This window comes from Acutalibacter intestini (assembly GCF_034334985.1).
In the GTDB taxonomy this organism is placed as follows: Bacteria; Bacillota; Clostridia; order Oscillospirales; family Acutalibacteraceae; genus Acutalibacter; species Acutalibacter intestini.
The window spans coordinates 82,062-100,021 of record NZ_JAWXXL010000007.1; the positions used below are offsets into that span (position 1 = coordinate 82,062).

Annotated in this window: 16 protein-coding genes and 1 pseudogene; 7 read left to right on the forward strand and 10 right to left on the reverse strand. The window is 50.9% G+C overall.

What is annotated here, in order from left to right; genetic code table 11:
* Positions 1-111: 111 nt before the first annotated feature.
* The 7 genes and pseudogenes from ilvC (at position 112) to U8U68_RS07920 (ending at position 8,698) form a co-directional block, all read left to right on the forward strand.
* Complete coding sequence (gene ilvC, locus U8U68_RS07895; RefSeq protein ID WP_322200366.1) at positions 112-1,131, forward strand: ketol-acid reductoisomerase; 1,020 nt, start codon at positions 112-114, stop codon at positions 1,129-1,131.
* 104 nt (positions 1,132-1,235) lie between these two features.
* A complete protein-coding gene (locus tag U8U68_RS07900; protein WP_322200285.1) occupies positions 1,236-1,907 on the forward strand; it encodes a hypothetical protein in 672 nt (223 codons plus the stop codon).
* A 58-nt stretch (positions 1,908-1,965) separates the two neighbouring features.
* On the forward strand, positions 1,966-3,621 hold the full coding sequence (gene ilvD / locus U8U68_RS07905) for a dihydroxy-acid dehydratase (RefSeq protein ID WP_322200286.1): 1,656 nt from the start codon (positions 1,966-1,968) through the stop codon (positions 3,619-3,621).
* Positions 3,622-3,956: 335 nt separating this feature from the next.
* Complete coding sequence (locus U8U68_RS07910) at positions 3,957-4,880, forward strand: ATP-binding protein (RefSeq protein ID WP_322200287.1); 924 nt, start codon at positions 3,957-3,959, stop codon at positions 4,878-4,880.
* Between the two features lie 114 nt (positions 4,881-4,994).
* Positions 4,995-5,849 (forward strand): annotated as a pseudogene (locus tag U8U68_RS22340) (InlB B-repeat-containing protein); the annotation flags it as partial.
* A 171-nt stretch (positions 5,850-6,020) separates the two neighbouring features.
* Positions 6,021-8,360: an InlB B-repeat-containing protein gene (locus U8U68_RS07915; protein WP_322200288.1), complete on the forward strand. Its 2,340-nt coding sequence runs from the start codon at positions 6,021-6,023 to the stop codon at positions 8,358-8,360.
* Between the two features lie 2 nt (positions 8,361-8,362).
* Positions 8,363-8,698, forward strand: coding sequence for a hypothetical protein (locus U8U68_RS07920; protein ID WP_322200289.1), 336 nt, complete (start codon positions 8,363-8,365; stop codon positions 8,696-8,698).
* Positions 8,699-8,745: 47 nt separating this feature from the next.
* Here U8U68_RS07920 and U8U68_RS07925 read toward each other — a convergent pair whose 3' ends face one another.
* From U8U68_RS07925 to aroF, 10 genes are all read right to left on the reverse strand, one after another.
* The gene (locus tag U8U68_RS07925) at positions 8,746-9,642 is read right to left on the reverse strand and encodes a sensor histidine kinase (RefSeq protein WP_322200290.1); all 897 of its coding nucleotides are present in this window, start codon (positions 9,640-9,642) and stop codon (positions 8,746-8,748) included.
* 392 nt (positions 9,643-10,034) lie between these two features.
* The gene (locus U8U68_RS07930) at positions 10,035-10,871 is read right to left on the reverse strand and encodes an ABC-2 transporter permease (RefSeq protein WP_496196375.1); all 837 of its coding nucleotides are present in this window, start codon (positions 10,869-10,871) and stop codon (positions 10,035-10,037) included.
* A gap of 86 nt (positions 10,872-10,957) precedes the next feature.
* Positions 10,958-11,848 carry an ABC transporter permease gene (locus U8U68_RS07935; protein WP_322200292.1) on the reverse strand — a complete coding sequence of 297 codons (891 nt, stop codon included), beginning with the start codon at positions 11,846-11,848 and terminating at the stop codon, positions 10,958-10,960.
* A complete protein-coding gene (locus tag U8U68_RS07940; RefSeq protein ID WP_322200293.1) occupies positions 11,841-12,767 on the reverse strand; it encodes an ATP-binding cassette domain-containing protein in 927 nt (308 codons plus the stop codon). The genes U8U68_RS07935 and U8U68_RS07940 overlap by 8 nt, the downstream gene beginning before the upstream one ends.
* Before the next feature lie 131 nt (positions 12,768-12,898).
* Positions 12,899-13,564, reverse strand: a complete 666-nt coding sequence (locus U8U68_RS07945) for a response regulator transcription factor (RefSeq protein WP_322200294.1) — start codon at positions 13,562-13,564, stop codon at positions 12,899-12,901.
* Between the two features lie 11 nt (positions 13,565-13,575).
* Positions 13,576-14,133, reverse strand: a complete 558-nt coding sequence (locus U8U68_RS07950; RefSeq protein ID WP_322200295.1) for an HAAS signaling domain-containing protein — start codon at positions 14,131-14,133, stop codon at positions 13,576-13,578.
* On the reverse strand, positions 14,126-14,470 hold the full coding sequence (locus tag U8U68_RS07955; protein ID WP_322200296.1) for a PadR family transcriptional regulator: 345 nt from the start codon (positions 14,468-14,470) through the stop codon (positions 14,126-14,128). Before U8U68_RS07955 ends, U8U68_RS07950 begins: the two co-directional genes overlap by 8 nt.
* 205 nt (positions 14,471-14,675) lie before the next feature.
* The gene (gene aroB / locus U8U68_RS07960; RefSeq protein ID WP_322200297.1) at positions 14,676-15,722 is read right to left on the reverse strand and encodes a 3-dehydroquinate synthase; all 1,047 of its coding nucleotides are present in this window, start codon (positions 15,720-15,722) and stop codon (positions 14,676-14,678) included.
* 95 nt (positions 15,723-15,817) lie between these two features.
* Positions 15,818-16,666, reverse strand: coding sequence for a prephenate dehydrogenase (locus tag U8U68_RS07965; RefSeq protein ID WP_322200298.1), 849 nt, complete (start codon positions 16,664-16,666; stop codon positions 15,818-15,820).
* Positions 16,642-17,655, reverse strand: coding sequence for a 3-deoxy-7-phosphoheptulonate synthase (aroF, locus tag U8U68_RS07970; protein WP_322200299.1), 1,014 nt, complete (start codon positions 17,653-17,655; stop codon positions 16,642-16,644). The genes U8U68_RS07965 and aroF overlap by 25 nt, the downstream gene beginning before the upstream one ends.
* Between the last annotated feature and the right edge of the window lie 305 nt (positions 17,656-17,960).

A 17,960-nucleotide genomic window follows, 5' to 3' on the forward strand; every position in this document is an offset into this window, starting at 1 on the left:
AACTACAGTAGGGCGGTTTATCTTTAACCGAACAGAGCCCGCTCGGAACATTTTTTCTATCATTAGGCAAAATACCGAAAGGTATCAAATATTATATAAAAGAGGTAATTTATTATGGCAAGGATTTTTTATCAGCAAGACTGCGACCTTCAGCGTTTGAACGGCAAGACCGTGGCCATCATCGGCTACGGTTCCCAGGGCCACGCCCATGCCCTAAACCTGAAGGACAGTGGCGTTAACGTGATTGTGGGCCTATATCAGGGCAGCAAAAGTTGGGCTAAGGCCGAGAGCCAGGGCCTGAAGGTGATGACCGCTGCCGAAGCCGCCAAGAACGCCGATATCATCATGATTTTAATCAACGATGAAAAGCAGGCCAAACTCTACAAAGAGAGCATTGAGCCAAACTTGACCGAAGGCAAGACCTTGGCCTTTGCCCACGGCTTTAATATCCATTTCGGCTGCATCAAGCCCCCGAAGAACGTGAATGTGATCATGATTGCCCCCAAGGGCCCCGGCCACACCGTGCGCAGCGAGTACCAGGCCGGCAAGGGCGTACCCTGCCTTATCGCCGTGGAGCAGGACGCCACTGGCGACGCCTGGGATCTGGGCTTGGCCTACGCCCTTGGCATCGGCGGAGCCCGGGCCGGGGTACTGGAGACCACCTTCCGCACCGAGACCGAGACCGATTTATTTGGCGAACAGGCCGTGCTGTGCGGCGGCGTCTGCGCCCTGATGCAGGCGGGCTTTGAGACCCTGTGCGAAGCGGGCTACGACCCCCGCAACGCCTATTTTGAGTGCATCCACGAGATGAAGCTGATCGTGGACCTGATCTACCAGAGCGGCTTTGCTGGGATGCGTTACTCTATTTCCAATACCGCCGAGTACGGCGACTACATCACCGGGCCCAAGATCATCACCGAAGATACCAAGAAGGCCATGAAGCAGATTTTGAAGAACATTCAGGACGGCACCTTTGCCAAGGATTTCCTGCTGGATATGTCCGACGCGGGCAGCCAGGTGCACTTTAACGCCATGCGCAAGCTGGCCAGTGAGCATCCCTCCGAGAAGGTGGGCGAGGACATCCGCAAGCTGTACAGCTGGAGCGATGAGGACAAGCTAATCAACAACTAACCAACGCTGGAACTTTAGTCGCGTGGCCGCTCGAAGGTCCTCGCTGCCGGCATCGGATGGCTTGGTTTCTGCCGGATGAGTGATATATATAGGAGATGGAGAAAATGAGACGGTTTCTTTGCGTCATAAGCGTTTTACTGCTCTGCCTAGGACTCTGTGGGTGCCAGGTCATCACAAAAGCAGGAGCGGATACCGCAGACGATGCCGTGCTTTATGAGCATGGGATGGAGTTGGTGGAACTCTTGGATGAAATGCTGAAAACGCCGGAGTATTTTCAAATGATGGGCGGCTCGGAGACAATCAGCAGGGTCATAACGCCCTATATGCAAACGGACTTCTCAAGCCCTGGCGGCGCCTATATCATCACCCTTCCCGAGGACGCTCTGTCCACGCTGATGAGCGCGGCGGAGGTGGACATAAACGGGTTTTCAGACTCCCTACGGGAGTTTGTGGAGCGCCGGGCGTTCAGTTCCCTGCCCTCTATCCTTAACTCCCGGCAGGGGGATGAGATTCTGGCGGCGGCCAGCATCCTGACTGTTTCCGACTCCTGGGTGGGCAAAACGCTTTCTGAAAGCTGCTATTTGCTGCTGGTCTATCCCGATACCTGCCCGGTGATGGTGTCTTTCACCGGCAAAGAGGGTGCCATAAGCGGCACCGCGTCCCTGTTGCCGGGCGATCCCATAAAAGGAGACACACTGGACGTTGTAACCGATTTGTTCGAGTATCTGGACCTGGACGGCATGGATATAAGAGAACTGGATATTGACACAGACTGACCAAATCAGGGTAGGGCCTCTGCCCTGCCCTGTACTTTTTTACGAAGGAGAAATCAGAATGGTAAGCGACAACATCAAGCTGACGCCCCAAAACGCCCCCCACCGGGCGCTGTACCACGCTCTGGGCCTTACCGACGAGGAGATTGCCCGACCACTGGTGGGGATTGTCAGCTCCTATAATGAGATTGTGCCTGGGCACATGAACATCGACAAGATCGTGGATGCCGTCAAGCTGGGGGTGGCTATGGCCGGGGGTACGCCTATCGTGTTCCCCGCCATCGCTGTGTGCGACGGCATTGCCATGGGCCATGTGGGCATGAAGTACTCCCTGGTGACCCGGGACCTGATTGCCGACTCCACCGAGGCTATGGCCCTGGCCCACGGCTTCGATGCTCTAGTGATGGTACCTAACTGCGACAAGAACGTCCCCGGCCTGCTGATGGCCGCCGCCCGGCTGAACCTGCCCACGGTGTTCGTCAGCGGCGGACCCATGCTAGCCGGCCATGTGGACGGCTGCAAGACCAGCTTTTCCTCTATCAGCGAGGCGGTGGGCGAATTTAACGCCGGAAAGATCAGTGAGGAAAAGCTCCACGAGTACGAGCTGAAAACATGCCCCAGTTGCGGGTCCTGCTCGGGCATGTATACCGCCAATTCCATGAACTGCCTCACTGAGGTGCTGGGCATGGGGCTGCGGGGCAACGGTACCATTCCCGCCGTGTACTCTGCCCGCATTGAGCTGGCCAAGCATGCGGGCATGGCCGTGATGGATATGCTGAAAAAGAACATCCGTCCCCGGGACATCATGACTAAAGAGGCTTTCTACAACGCCCTGACCGTGGATATGGCCCTGGGCTGCTCCACCAACAGTATGCTGCACCTGCCGGCTATTGCCCACGAGTGCGGTATTGATATTGACCTAGATATAGCCAACTCCATCAGCGAAAAGACCCCCAACCTCTGCCATCTGGCCCCTGCTGGGCGCACCTATGTGGAGGATCTGGACGAGGCCGGCGGCGTGTACGCAATTATGCATGAGCTGAACAAAAATGGGCTGCTAAATACCGGCTGTGTCACTGTCACCGGCAAGACTGTAGCCGAGAACATCGCCCACACTCCCAACCTGAATCCAGCGGTGATCCGCCCCATTGAGAATCCCTACAGCCAGAGCGGCGGCATCGCGGTGCTGAAGGGAAATCTGGCTCCTGAGGGCAGCGTGGTGAAGCGCTCGGCGGTGCTGCCGGAAATGCTGGTACATGAGGGCCCAGCCCGGGTGTTCGACTGCGAGGAGGACGCCCAGGCGGCTATCAACGCGGGGAACATCCACCCCGGCGACGTGGTGGTTATCCGCTATGAGGGCCCCAAGGGTGGTCCCGGAATGCGGGAGATGCTGAATCCTACCTCCGCTATTATGGGTATGGGTCTAGGCAATAGTGTGGCCCTGGTCACTGATGGGCGGTTCAGCGGGGCCACTCGGGGGGCCTGCGTGGGCCATGTTTCTCCCGAGGCTGCTAGCGGCGGACCCATCGGTATAGTGCGGGAAGGGGATATTATCAGCATTAATATTCCTAAAAATACTATTGAACTAAAAATCAGCAGCGAGGAAATAACCGCACGGATGGCGGCTTTCACGCCTAAGACAAAAGAGCTCTCCGGCTACCTAAAACGTTATGCGGCCCTGGTCTCCAGCGGGGCGAAAGGAGCTGTGCTAAACTAATTATGCTAGATGATGAAGAAAAGTTGTACCGAATAGGTATACAGTTGAGAATGCTAACGGTGTTTCACGATCTGCTAAAAGACCCGGTAATAGGTGCGCTATTGGAATTTTTAGAAAGCGGCCCTTTCTCCTTGAACTATATGGATCCTGGCACTTCCGCAAAAAGTGTAGGAGACAATATCGTGAAATATACAGAATTCGTATCCAGACTATATGATTCCGGTTCGGTTAACTTAACTCATTATGTACAAGAACAAATCAATAATAATGAAAATATTTATATCCGAAATTTTGGATCAGGCAAACCACCATCACAGATCTTAGAACAAAGCGCTATGGCGGATTTGGAAGCCCTATCGGCTGCCGCTAGCCTAACCCCCGCGGATTTGAAAACAAAAATATCCGGCTTTTGCACTAATCTTTTTTGGCCAGGGTTTGAGAGTCATTCTGTTAATTTCCAAGAGGCCTACCGGGAACGAGTAGCAAATATTAACCAGTACGGCTACGGCATTTATGCCAAGTATCATATGTTCTTTATCGACGGCAGCGCCCATATCACCCCTGTGGGCAGCCCAGACCCGGTACAGCTGGACGACCTTATTGACTACCAAAAAGAAAAGCAAGTAATAGTGGACAACACCTTGGCTCTGCTGGCAGGAAAGCCTGCTGCCAATATACTGCTAACCGGCGATGCGGGTACGGGCAAATCTTCCACGGTAAAGGCTGTGGCCAACAAGTTTTGGAACCGAGGCCTGCGTATCATTGAGATGCGCAAGGAACAGCTGCACGAGATTCCCGGCATTTTGAAGGAGCTGAACGAAAATCCCCTAAAGTTTATTCTGTTTATCGACGACCTGTCCTTTCAGAAGGACGACGATAATTTCAGTGCCCTAAAGGCTATGCTGGAGGGGTCGGTCTCGGCCAAGTCGAAAAATGTCGTGATCTATGCCACCAGCAACCGGCGGCACCTAGTGAAAGAGCGTTTCTCAGACCGGGAGGGAGACGACATCCACCGGGGAGACGCTATGCAGGAGGTCGTTTCGCTGTCCGAGCGCTTTGGGCTGCGGGTGACCTTCCAGCGCCCAGATAAGGCCACCTACTTGAACATTGTGAGGCGGCTGGCAGAAGAAGCCGGCCTTGCCCTAACGGACGAAGAGCTGTGTGCCGGGGCCGAGCGCTTTGCCCTGGGGCGCAGCGCCCGTTCGGCCCGGGCGGCGCGGCAGTATGTGGACGGGTTGCTTTCGGCCCGGAAGGAATAGGAAAAAAATGGCATGGGGAAACCTATGCCATTTTTATTGGTTCGGCTTGACATTTCCAGGCGGGAAAGCTATAATGAGTTGGAATATTCTACAAAAATGGAGGGTGAATTTCACATGTTTAAGAAGATACTTAGCCTGGTGCTGAGTCTAATAATACTGGTAAGCGTGGCCGTGCCAGCAGGGGCTGCGGATTCTAATGTTACCGTTACGTTGAACGTTGACTTTGGTAAGATAACCGAAACCGGTTGGAATACCGTGAATAATTCAGACGTTTCATCTACTACAAAAAAATACTCCCGGCAAATTGCACAAAATCAGCCAATTAATTTGCCAGCCCCTACGCCTGACACTGATCGTGGTGGCTATATTTTTGAAGGCTGGTATACCAAAACCACTACAGGTGACAAAGATACTTATACAAAAGTTCCCAATTCATATACTCCAACCGGCGATGTTACTCTCTACGCCAACTGGGAATATGCGATTACTTATTATGCTAATGAAGGAAAATTCCCTACTACTCAGCATACTGAAATAACGTCTAATTTCAACTACCTTAATGGTCCCACTGAACTGTGGCGTGCAGAAAAACCCAGAAGAAGCGGCTATTTTTTTAATGGGTGGGGGAATAAAAGTGACAGTACAACTGGCTATGATCGAGATAAAATCGATAATGTTTTTACCGAATGTATTCCTGATAAATTATACGCCATCTGGGAAGCAGAAACTGACTCCAAGTTTGTGATCTATGTGAAGTTAGACTATAATTGCCCGAGGAATGAAGTAACCAGTGATGTCTATACCGAGTTTGAATATAGTAAACCTCCGTTTGACACTTATGAAGGCCTTCCCGCTGCTACGCGCACTGGCCATACTTTTAAGGGCTGGTTCACACAAGCATCTGGCGGCGATAAGGTCGATGTGACTACCCCGCTAAAGAAAGACCCACGTAACCAAACCCTGTATGCCCACTGGGAACCCACCGGCACTACGCAAACGGTTTCTTTCAAGATTATTTGGCGTGATAGTAATAATCATGAGCGTATTCAAGAAGAAACCGCTCCGGTTGGCACAAAATTTAGCACATATAATGTAACTGTTCCCAGTGACCACACTTATATTGGTATAGCAGATACCAGTGTGACAGATCCAAAAGATATATGGGTTAATAAACGTGATGTCCAACTAAAAGATAATGACAAGACCTTTTTTGCTGCTTATTATAAAACTGCCGAAGCTAAAGGCTATACCATTCTATTTAACCTAAATTACCCTACCCCATATGAAACTCGTGTTGAACAAACTATCTATAATGTACCGGCAGGCTCTGCTTATAAAGATGCTAACAATAATAATGGGTTATTTAGCATTTATGATTCAGAATGCCCCGGCTACCATTTTGTAGGCTGGTACAGAAGCAACGATCCTACTAAAACTATTCTCAAGGATACTGATAAACCCAGCGGCGACGAAGTCCTTTACGCCAAGTGGGAGCCTACCGGTACCGACCCCGGCACACCTACCCCCACTCCTGGTACACCTACCCCCACCCCGCCCACGGGCACCATTCAGCTAAACTCCAACGGCGGTACGTTATCCGGCAGTGCAAGTATCTCCATTACAGACGGCAAATACCCCGCGCTGCCTGTGCCCACCCGCACCGGCTACACCTTTACCGGGTGGTTTACCACCGCCAACAGCGGTACGGAAATTAAGCAGGACGCTACCGCGGACCCCAATGTAAAAGAGATTTTTGCTCATTGGACCGCCAACCAGTACAACCTTTCCTTTGACCTGGGCTATGCCGCAACGGCTCCCGCCCCCCGGAAGGTGACCTATGACTCCACCTATGCGCCCAGTCTGCCCGAGGACCCCCAGCGCAGCGGCTATGCCTTTATCGGCTGGTACACCAATCCCTCCGGCGGCACCCTGATCACCCGCAGCACAAAGGTTACCTCTACGGTGGACCATACCCTTTATGCCCAGTGGCAAGAGGGCGACCCCACTATTCTGGACACGGACGGCGGTTCTCTCCCCTCTGGCGTTAGCAACCGAATTGCTCTCATTGCCGGCGGAAAGTATCCCCCCCTCCCTGTCCCCACCCGCCCGGGCTATAAGTTCAATGGTTGGGCTACTGCTCGAAACGACGACAAAACCAAAATCAATCCGTCTGGCAATGTGAGTACTCCTGCTCCCAGCACCTTATACGCCCTATGGAGTGCCATTAAGTACAAAGTCAGCTTTGATTTTAACGGTGCCTCCGGCGAGGCTGCTCCCCGTGAGGTGACCTATGGTAGCCGGTACAACCTGCCTTCTGCCCACCGGGGCGGTTACACCTTTATGGGCTGGTACACAGACCTTACCGGCGGTACTTTGGTGGACAGTAATAGCTTGGTCTCCATTGCCGAGGACCACACTCTATATGCCCGCTGGGGTTTTAGCGTAAACTTTAATTCCAACGGCGGTTCAGGTACGATGACACCTGTGGTTGCCCCCTCAGGCTCTGCTTATACGCTGCCTGCCTGTACCTTTACCCCGCCCTCCGGTATGTCCTTTAGCTGCTGGGCCATTGGCAGCGACCGCGGACAACAGATTACTGGGAGCAGTCACACCTTTACCGGAAACACCATTCTCTATGCCATTTGGAAAGAGTCCCCAGTCACCATTACAGCCAGTTCCTCTTTGGGCGGAACCATCAGCCCCACAGGCTCCATTTCTGTAGAAAAGGGCCAGGACCGCAGCTTTACCGCCACCCCGCGCACTGGCTTCCGACTGGTAGACCTAGTGGTAGATGGAATGAGCTACGGCCCGGTAGACAGCTATGTATTCCGCTCGGTCACCGAGGACCATACAATTCATGCTGTGTTTGAGCAGATCGGTCTTCCCGGCTACCAGACCTGTGACCGTAACCTAGACTGTCCCCTGATTCGCTTTACAGACCTGAATCCCTATGGCTGGTATCACGACGCAATTCATTACTGTTTAGATAATGTGATCATGACCGGACAGAGCGCCACCAAATATGTTCCCAACGCAAAAGCCGAGCGGGCTGAACTGGCCACGGTGTTGTGGCGTGCCAACGGTTGCCCCAATCCGGAAAATTATGGGCAGCTGAACCAGCCCTATACGGATGTTCCCCCCACCCGATGGTATTATCGGGCCATAACCTGGGCTAGCCGTGAGGGGATTGTTACTGGTTATGGTGACGGTACTTTTCGTCCCAACGTTAAAATTACCCGCGAACAGATGGCCACCATGCTCTGGCGGCACTCCGGCAGTCCTAAGCCCGCGAGCAACCGTATCCCCTATTATGATGCCGGACGTATCAGTAACTACGCCTGGGAGGCTATGTGCTGGGTTACCGAGCAGGGCTATATGCAAGGTAAGGGCAACGGCATTCTGGACCCCAAAGGATATGCTACCCGTGCCGAGGTTGCTCAGTTAATGAAGAACTACTTGACGGATGCAAGGAATCAGTAGAGATGGACTCAACAGTTTTTCCAGATATAATCTGGTACCACGGCTCTAATCTGCTTTTTGAAGAGTTGCGGCAAGGTAGTACTGTCACACCGCTGCGGGCTCTGGCAGAAGCCTTTTCTCACAGGCCTACGCTTCTCTGTATCGAGGACGATGGAAGTATTATCCACAACGGCGCTGAGGATGGTTATCTGTACGTCATTGATGAAAAGATTTCCTCTGGAGATGTCTACCCGCATCCTCATACTACCATGGAGCCAGGGATGGAATATCTCACTCAGCGGTCGCTGAGGGTACACTTGCTGTGTAAGTTGAACAGCAGACAACACAAATTACTATAATATAAAGCGCCTAGATCCAATATTTGGGGGATCTAGGCGCTTTCGTTTTAAAACTCCTCCGGAAACTCCACTATCATAATTAAACGGTTGCCCACATAGTGGGCTGTCAGACTGCCGCCCATGCGTTCAGCTAATGCACGGGCAATAGAAAGACCCAGGCCAGTAGACTTTCTGGCTGCTTCCACAGTATAAAAACGGTCAAAAAGCTTCTCGACCTCTATGCCGCTCAGCGCCCGGCAAGTATTGATAAACTCTACTCGACCGTCTTGGGTAAGACTTACTTCCAAGTCGCCGTCGCTATACTTAACCGCATTACTTAATAAGTTGGAAAACACTCGAGAAAGCGCACCCTTATTCAGTCGACGTACCACTTTTTCCTTCGGCATACCGATCTCTGGGGTAATACCCTTTTCAGTCAGAGACACATAAAAAGAAGCTAAACTAGATTCCAGCACGCTGCCTATATTGACTGGCTCCACATCCAAACTACCTTGGTTTGAGAGCACCACGCAGTAACGGAACAACTCTTCGGTCAATTGGCGCAACAGTACGGTACGTCCTCTGATAATGTTCAGGTAGTTGGCCACTGCTGTGCTTTTCTCTTCTTGCTCCAATAAATCCAGATAACCACAAATGGCTGTTAGAGGTGTGCGTAGATCATGAGAGATATTTGCAACAGCGGCTTTTAGCTCCAGGTCGCCCTGCTGATAGCGAGTGCGCTGGCGGTTCAGTTGGCGCAATTCCTGATTAATTTGAGAAGCCAAGGCCATCATATAGCGGTCTCGAGAGGAAATGTCAATCAGCGTATTGGTATCGATTTTTAGCTTTTCCGCAAAACCCACGGCGATCTCCTCCGCCGACCTTTGCATCAGGTGAATTTTTATCGCCAAGCCCAAAATCACAATCATCAACAACCCACATAACACCCCGAGAAAGAAAACCATAACTACTCCTCACAATCATTTGGCGGTCACCCGGCAAAAAGCCCACCCTCTTCCCTATTTGATGTTCTTGCGCTGGAACAGGAGCAGTACCGACCTACGGCAACAAAGAATATTAAGCGCCTTGTAACCTGCTTGCAGCCAGGTAGGGCTATGTGCGTAATCCTCTCGGTATGATGAAAGGCGCACCCACCTGGGAAAGTCATACAGAAGAAAATATAAAGAGACCCGAATATCAGATCTGTGGCCAACTGTGCGTTGCTTGGATCTGCGGTGATTTAGCATATCGTAAAGACCACATACATTCAGTACAAGCGCTGCCCCCAGCAAAGACTATAAGCTGCCGCAGCAATTTGCTGATAAGCGTTCTCGCGTTTTATATCGTCCATCCTATGCTATTTCAAGTCCTTTCTTCGGAACAGTACCCATCCTGCCGCAGTAGAAAGCGCAGTCATCCCTAAGGCATAAGCTGCCAGCTGCCAGTAGGGCGTTTTCACCCGGCTTCTATCAGGCTCATCGTGACCATTTTGTATCAGCTCCATGAGCTGGCCCCCGGGATGGATGTTGTTTATCGTCCGTAAAGCCGTCCGCATGGGCTCCCGCACATAGCTGGGATTAGGAACCGTAGGGAGATCATCGAACTGAATCACATTTCCTTCCCTGTCAAAAAACTCCGTGATCAGTTGGCCATTGTCCTGGAACGTAGTAGCCGTTGTATAGCCTCCATGTTCAGTTTCCGGCTCGGACAACATTCCATTGACAATCTGTGCCAGAAACATCATGCCAAAGGCAATGAATGCACAGAGAACCAGTACCACCCGGTGGGGAATCAGCGTGGCGAATAGCGTGGCCACCGCTGAAATGGACAGAAACACCAGTGTCAGCATAAAAAGCTTTTCACCAATCTCTACCGGCATCTGATACCAGCCAAAAACTGGGAAACCTACCAGTGAATACACCAGGAGATACAGCAACTGATAGAACATCCCGACAGTAAATACCGTGACCAAATTCGCCAGATAGACCGCGCCTCTGGTGCGGCCCACCACCAGCTTGTTGCGGATGGTACCGTCATGGTAATCCGTGTTGATAAATCCCCCGCCCAGGGCCGGCAGTAGAACAAAGAGTAAGATAGAAAAGTAGTAGGCTCCAGCATCCAGTGTCACAGAGTCTTCATATTGAACCATTCGCTTATAGCCATCGCATACCGCATAAATAGCTGTCGTGGACATTATAAAAGCTCCTAACCAGAAATACTTAGAGTGGAACATAGCAAAGAGATTAGCAGATAATATTTTTCTCATTCTCTTCCCCTCCCCTATTTCAAGTCCTTACGCTGAAACAGCAATAACCCCGCGCCGGAAAGAATTAGTATGACCGCCGCCGCGTTAACCATCAACACCCAATCTGGGGAACGGTGTTCGGTACTGCCCATCAGCTGCAAACTCTGGCCGCCGGGGTTTAGGTCCAGTGCCATGGCATAAATGCTGCGCAAGGGCTCATGAACATAATGGGGGTTTGGAATTTCCTTCAACGCATCGACCGGGATGAGATTGCCCTCTTTGTCAAAATACTGCATTTTCATGTCCCCGTTCTCAGTGGTAATGTAAGTGATTTTATCATAGTCCAGAATAGTCTCCGTATTGGCCAGAGCCATGTCAATAAACAAAGAGCCAAACATCATAGTTACGGACACGAATATAACCACTATGGACACCGAGCGGGAAGTGATTACCGTAGCCAGCAGGGTGTGCAGGGCCGTGATACTTAGCGTTATCAAGACGCAGGTGAAGATATGGCTGACAATCTCCAGCAGCGGACTTTGGGGCCAGCCAAACAGCGGTATGCCGATAAGCAGTGAGAGCACTACATATAGTGTCATGTAGAGTAGCGATGTGACTGAAAGTACCGTCAAATTAGCCACATAGATACTGGCCCGGCTGCACCCCACTGTAATTTTGTTGCGAATAGTCCCATCCTGGTAATCCGTATTAATATGCAGAGCCACCACCACGGGTACAAGCATCATAATCATGGAAGGAAAGTCGAAGAGAACGGTCTCAGTTGCCGAAGTTTCTTCCCAGTGCTCTACCAGCTTGATGTGCTCCCAAATATTGTAACAACAAAAAGCCAGCATTGCCGCACCACCTATCCAAAAGCGCTTGCTGCGAAATAGAGCGAAAAACCCGGCAGAAATTAGCTTACGCACGGCGGTTTTCCCCCTTTCCAGTGCCCACCAGCTCTAGGAAATAGCTTTCCAAGCTCTCATCATGGTTCTGCACCGAAAACACCTCGCAGCCCCGGGCCGAAAGGGCCTTCACCAGTTTGCTGATATTTACCGCATCGTACACGTCCACTTGGTTACCGTTGAGGATCTTATACTCCAGCTCCATTTCGTCCAGCACCAGGGCTACGGCCTTGGGGTCCGAAACATCCGCCCGCAGGCATTTCCGGCAAGTGGCATCCAGCTCTTCGGCACTGACCTGCCGAAGCATACGGCCTCCGTCAATAAAGCCATAGTGGGTGGCCAGCTTGTGCATTTCTTCTAAAATATGGCTGGAAATCAGCACGGTGATGTTCCTCTCCCGGTTCAGCTTGAGGATGAGCTCACGAATCTCCACAATGCCCTGGGGATCCAGACCATTGACAGGCTCGTCCAGCACCAGAAAGTCTGGGTCTCCACACAGGGCCACGGCAATGCCTAGACGCTGGCGCATACCAAGCGAAAAGTTTTTGGCTTTTTTCTTTCTGGTGTTTTCCAGACCTACCAATTCCAGCAATTCGGGGACACAGGAAAAGTCTGGCAGTCCCAGCACCCGGCACTGCTGCCGGAGATTATTTTCGGCAGTCATATCCAGGTAGATGGAGGGAGTCTCCACCACCGCGCCCATGCGGCGGCGAGCCTTTACAATATCAAGCTGGCTATTATTGATACCGTATAGACTATAGGTACCATAGGTGGGTGTCTGTAGGCCGCAGATCAGACGGAGTAAGGTAGTTTTGCCAGCTCCATTTTTTCCCACAATTCCATAAATTGAACCCTTGGGTATCGACATAGTCAAATTATCTAAAGCCACAAATTTTCGGTAATTCTTTCCTAACGCGTTAGTTTGCAGTACATATTCCATGGGGATACCTCCTTTTATATGATGGGATCATTATATCCCCAAATAGTCAAGAAAACGGTTAAGGAAAAGATAAAGATTTGGTTAGGATTTTTTGTAAATGAACATTCTCAACTTGTATCCTTTGCTCCTTTTCATCCGTCCACGCTGAGCTTGAAACCAATCCCCCATACTGCTTCCACATATTCTTTTCCGCAGACAGTACGCAGTTTCTTCCTGAGATTACTAATATGAGTCTTTAATGAACTTTCTGTACAATCTGGCGTGTCTAAAGCAATACGCTCTAGCAGGGATGTTTTGGTGACCACCTGGCCTGGGTTACGCATTAATTGCCGCAAGATAGCATATTCTGTAGGAGTCAGCCGTACTTCTTCCCCATCGGCAATGGCGCTGTGGGTGTCTATATCCAAGGTAAGACCTCCAAAGCTTAACCGGTTCTTCTCCCGTCGGGCACCGCCCCGCAGTTGCACCGCCACCCGGGCCAATAGCTCCTGGGTGTCAAAAGGCTTGGTAATATAGTCCGCCGCGCCGCCCATGAGCAGCCCAACTTTGTCATCTATTCCCACCTTAGCACTTACCACGATCACGGGTACGCCATCAATATGGGGCAGTAACTCTTCCCCAGAGAGACCAGGCAGTATGAGGTCCAGCAAAATCAAATCCGGCATGGTCTCGTTCAATAGTAAAAGAGCTTCTGTACCCGAGTACGCCCTATCCACACGATACCCTGCCTTTATTAAGAGCTCTTCCAACAGATTGCCAATGTGCAAGTCATCATCTATTACAAGAATCCGCTTCAAATGTTCTGTTCCTACCTTTCTATTTTCTTCTTGGTAGCACTGATCTTCCGGACCATCCACAGCGTAAGCATCCAGGCGCTTCGTCCCAGTAAAAAGAGAAGGCCCCCCATAAAAACAGAATACAGCAGTGTTGCTGCTGGACCTGGAATATAGCTGCCAAACTGAACAACTATCCAGGGCAGTTCTATCCCTATCAGACTGGACAGAAACTTTACCAGCCCTGCTAAAGGGGCCAGCACACCGCAAGCCATAAAGCTGACTCCAATAATACCGGTCACTGGCAGCACAATTACCCAGGCGGCCCCAGCCAGACTATAAAAGACAGCTAATGCCCCCAGTCGGCTAAGGCTAAATCCCTTGCCTTTGGTAATAGCCTCTCCTAAATAGGCCTTAGCCAGGTCCTTTGCGCTGCCCAGCCGCGTCAAGATTTCCTGATCTCCATGCCCAGCCTCTTGCAGCTCCACCATTTCGCTTTTTATCTCCGCTGCAATATCAATGCGTTCCGCTACGGGCAGCGGCCTTAAATATTTCTCAACTTCCTCAAGATACTGATTCAATGGCTTACTCATCTTGCATCGCTCCTTTAATTTCTATAATCGCATCCGTCAGTTGCTTCCATTCCACACACATGGCGGCCAGATATTCCCGGCCCTGATCTGTAATACTGTAATACTTTCGAGGCGGCAGACCCTCTGTGGTCTCCTGCCAAAAAGAAGTAAGAAATCCTTCCTTCATCAACCGCCGGAGCAGCGGGTAGATCGTACTCTCCTTCACCGCCAGACTAGGCCGGGTCTCTAGGGCGCTGATCAACTGGTAGCCATAACAGGGGGCCTGGCGAATCATCAGCAGAATACAGAGTTCAAGCGTTCCCCTGCGAATTTGTACCTTCCAATCGTCCAAACTCATAGCGTATCACCTCCTTATAGTACATCGTACCACATAGTATATTGGTTGTCAAGCATCCAGTGAAAACTTTTTAAAGCGGACTCACTCTGTATGGACAACATTCCCTTGTCTAAATAATTGCCCCGTCTGCCGGCCAGTAAAGCGGAGCCGTATTAAAAAATTAGCGGCACAGCATCCAAAATGCCATACCGCTTGATTAGAATTTCTATTTTAAAGCCCTTCGTAGTTCTTCCCGAGTAATGGGAGAAATTACACTCTCACCGATCTCTTTAATAAAGATAAACCGCAGCGTGTCGCCGTCACTCTTCTTGTCTAGGGCCGTGGACTCCACTATCTCATCGGTACGGAACTGAGTGCTGGTGGGCAAACCATACCGCTCAAGAACCTGAGCAATTCTTTTTCCGGTACCGGATCGAGTTATCCCTAGCCTTTCTCCGGCTTGACAAGCCAGTACCATACCGATGCCCACCGCCTCGCCGTGTGAAAGCTCCCGGAATTGATGGAGCTTCTCTAGCGCGTGACCGCAGGTGTGTCCAAAGTTAAGAATCATTCTCCGTCCGGTATCTCGGGTGTCGGCCTCTACAAAATCTCGCTTAATCGACACAGACCGTGCCACCACTTGCTCCATATTGTCCAGAGCCGCCCCCTGCTCCAAGGACGCGAACAACTCGGGATCAGCAATGCATCCATGCTTAATGACCTCGCCTAAGCCATCGTTAAAGAAATGGTTTGGTAATGTAGAAAGGGCCGTGGGGTCGCTGATCACCGCAATCGGTTGGTGGAAAGCACCCACCAAATTTTTTCCAAAAGGCAGATCGACACCAGTCTTTCCCCCTATACTGGCGTCGGCCTGGGCCACCAGGCTGGTAGGCACCTGGATGAAGTCCATCCCTCGCAAAAAAGTGGCCGCCGCAAAGCCGCCCATATCGCCAGTAACACCGCCCCCCAAAGTAACAATAAGGTCTGTGCGGGTAAAGCCAGACTGAGCCAACGCCATATACATGCTCATAATGGTCTCCATTTTTTTGTTTTCCTCTCCGGCTGGAAAAACAAAGCGGCTTGTCTCAAAACCAGCAGACTCTAGGGAAGCAAGAACCCTCTGCCCATACAGAGGCATTACGTTGGTTTCTGTGATTAGCATGGCCTTTGTACCAACTTTTTTCAGTTGAGCTGCAATGGTGCCCACTTGGTCCAAGGACTCGTTCTCTACTGTCACAATGTAGGGCCTTTGGGTTTTTACCTCTATTTTCATGTTGAACTCCTTCTGTATTCATGCCTTTTAGCGTGAGATTGCGGCGAAGAGTGTTTCAGCTTTAGCCCGGGGATTTCCCCTCTTTAGCCTCTCGCTTATCCGAACTGCTGTTTTACCTCTGCCGCTTTGCGCAGTAACCGTTGCAGTTGTTTTTCGTCGCCATCTGCTACCGCATCCCGAATCCTTGTTAAATTATCCCTTAGTAGATCCAGTTCCTCCACTAGTGCCTCCTGATTGTCTAAAAACAGCCGGCTCCATAGAACATCGTTGATATTCGCCACCCGGGAAACATCCCGATAGCTGCCTGCGGAAAACCCTTTATGCCCTGGACATTGGGGGCTCATTACATAACCACAGGCCAGGGCATGGGGTACCTGGGAGGTAAATGCGATCATTTGGTCATGCCGCTGGGCAGTGGTATGCTCTATATGGCCAAAGCCCATAGTAGCCGCCAGAGTTTCCACTCGCTCTACAGCCCAATCCGGTGCGCCTGTCTCCACCAATATATAGGAGGCTCCCACAAAAATACTGGGATCACTGAACGCAAACCCACTTCGCTCTTTTCCTGCCATGGGATGTCCTGCCACAAAAGTGTACCGGATTCCTCTGGCCAGCCGTGCTATGCCCTGACAGACCACTGTCTTTACTCCACAGGTATCTGTAAGCACACAGCCCTCCTTCAGCAAAGGGCCGTATACCTCTGCAAACTCCAAAACGGCCCGCGGGTATACGCACAGGTATACCACATCCGCAGTTTTCAAGTCCTCCATTCCTGCCTTGCCGTCGATGGCGCCACAGGAGCAGGCATCCAGCAATGACTCCTCATGGGTATCCATGCCCAGTACGCAATGCCCCGTGTTCTGCTTCAATGACTTAGCAATAGATCCGCCAATTAGCCCCAGCCCTACAACGACAACTTTCATAGGGCATGTACCGCATTCCATACCCGGCCTACCTTTTTAGCCAGGCTGTCAAACTGAGCTGGAGTAATAGACTGTGCTCCATCGCAAAGGGCGTGGCTAGGGTCATTGTGGACCTCAATAATTAATCCATCGGCCCCAATGGCGGCAGCTGAAATGGCCAAAGGCTCGATCAACCAGTTAACGCCGCTGGCATGGCTGGGGTCCACTACAACAGGCAGATGAGAAAGACGCTTAATTACCGGAACGGCGGAAATATCCAGGGTATTCCGGGTCATAGTCTCATAGGTACGAATGCCCCGTTCGCAAAGAATAACCTGTTCGTTTCCCCCAGCCATGATATATTCTGCACTCATTAATAGTTCCTCAATAGTATTAGCAAGGCCCCGCTTTAGCAGGATGGGCTTATCTATTCTTCCTAACTGCTTGAGCAGTTCAAAATTTTGCATGTTCCTGGCCCCTACTTGAATAATATCCACATCGTCAAACAGGGACAGATGCTCAATACTCATAATCTCGGTGACAATGGGCAGCCCCGTCTTTTTCTTTGCTTCCGAAAGCAGCTCCAGGCCCTCGGCCTTCATACCTTGAAAGGCATAGGGCGAAGTGCGGGGCTTGAAAGCACCTCCCCGCAGGAAAGCAGCTCCAGAGGCCTTGACGCTTTCCGCTATGCCGCAGATCTGCGCTTCGCTCTCCACCGAGCAAGGCCCAGCGATCAGTGTCAGGCCTCCCCCGCCAATCTGCTGTCCCCCTGGCAATGTAACCGCAGTATCCTCTGGATGAAATTTTCTATTGGCCTTTTTATAGGGCTCCTGTACCCGGCGTACGGCCTCCACCACATCTTGGGCGGCAATGTATTCATCATCTATCACGGTAGTATCTCCAATAAGCCCTAGTACCGTGCTGTGCGCGCCTACCCAGGTATTAACGGTCACATCGTAACGGCTGGTCAGCTTTTTCATAAAGTCATCCACTTTTTCTTGAAGTTGGTTGGGCTTGAGTACAATAATCATATTCATTCTCCTAACAAAAATTTTTGCAAGATCGGAAACGGTGTTGTTCAACGTTTTGACAACTCTGAACACAAAAAAGCGGAGCGCCACGGCTCCGCAAATATAAATCTCTATCTTCTTGTCTACTACAGACAGGTCGTAGCAACATGGTTCAAGAGGAAACGCCGCCGTCTATTCCATTGTACGCACAAAAAACTCGCGCGGTAAATCGCAAGCTAAAATAATAATAAAATCGTTTTGCACGGTAAATAGCCATAGACAGAGATGTCCTTTCTATGCAATATCTTTATCTTTGAATTTCATTT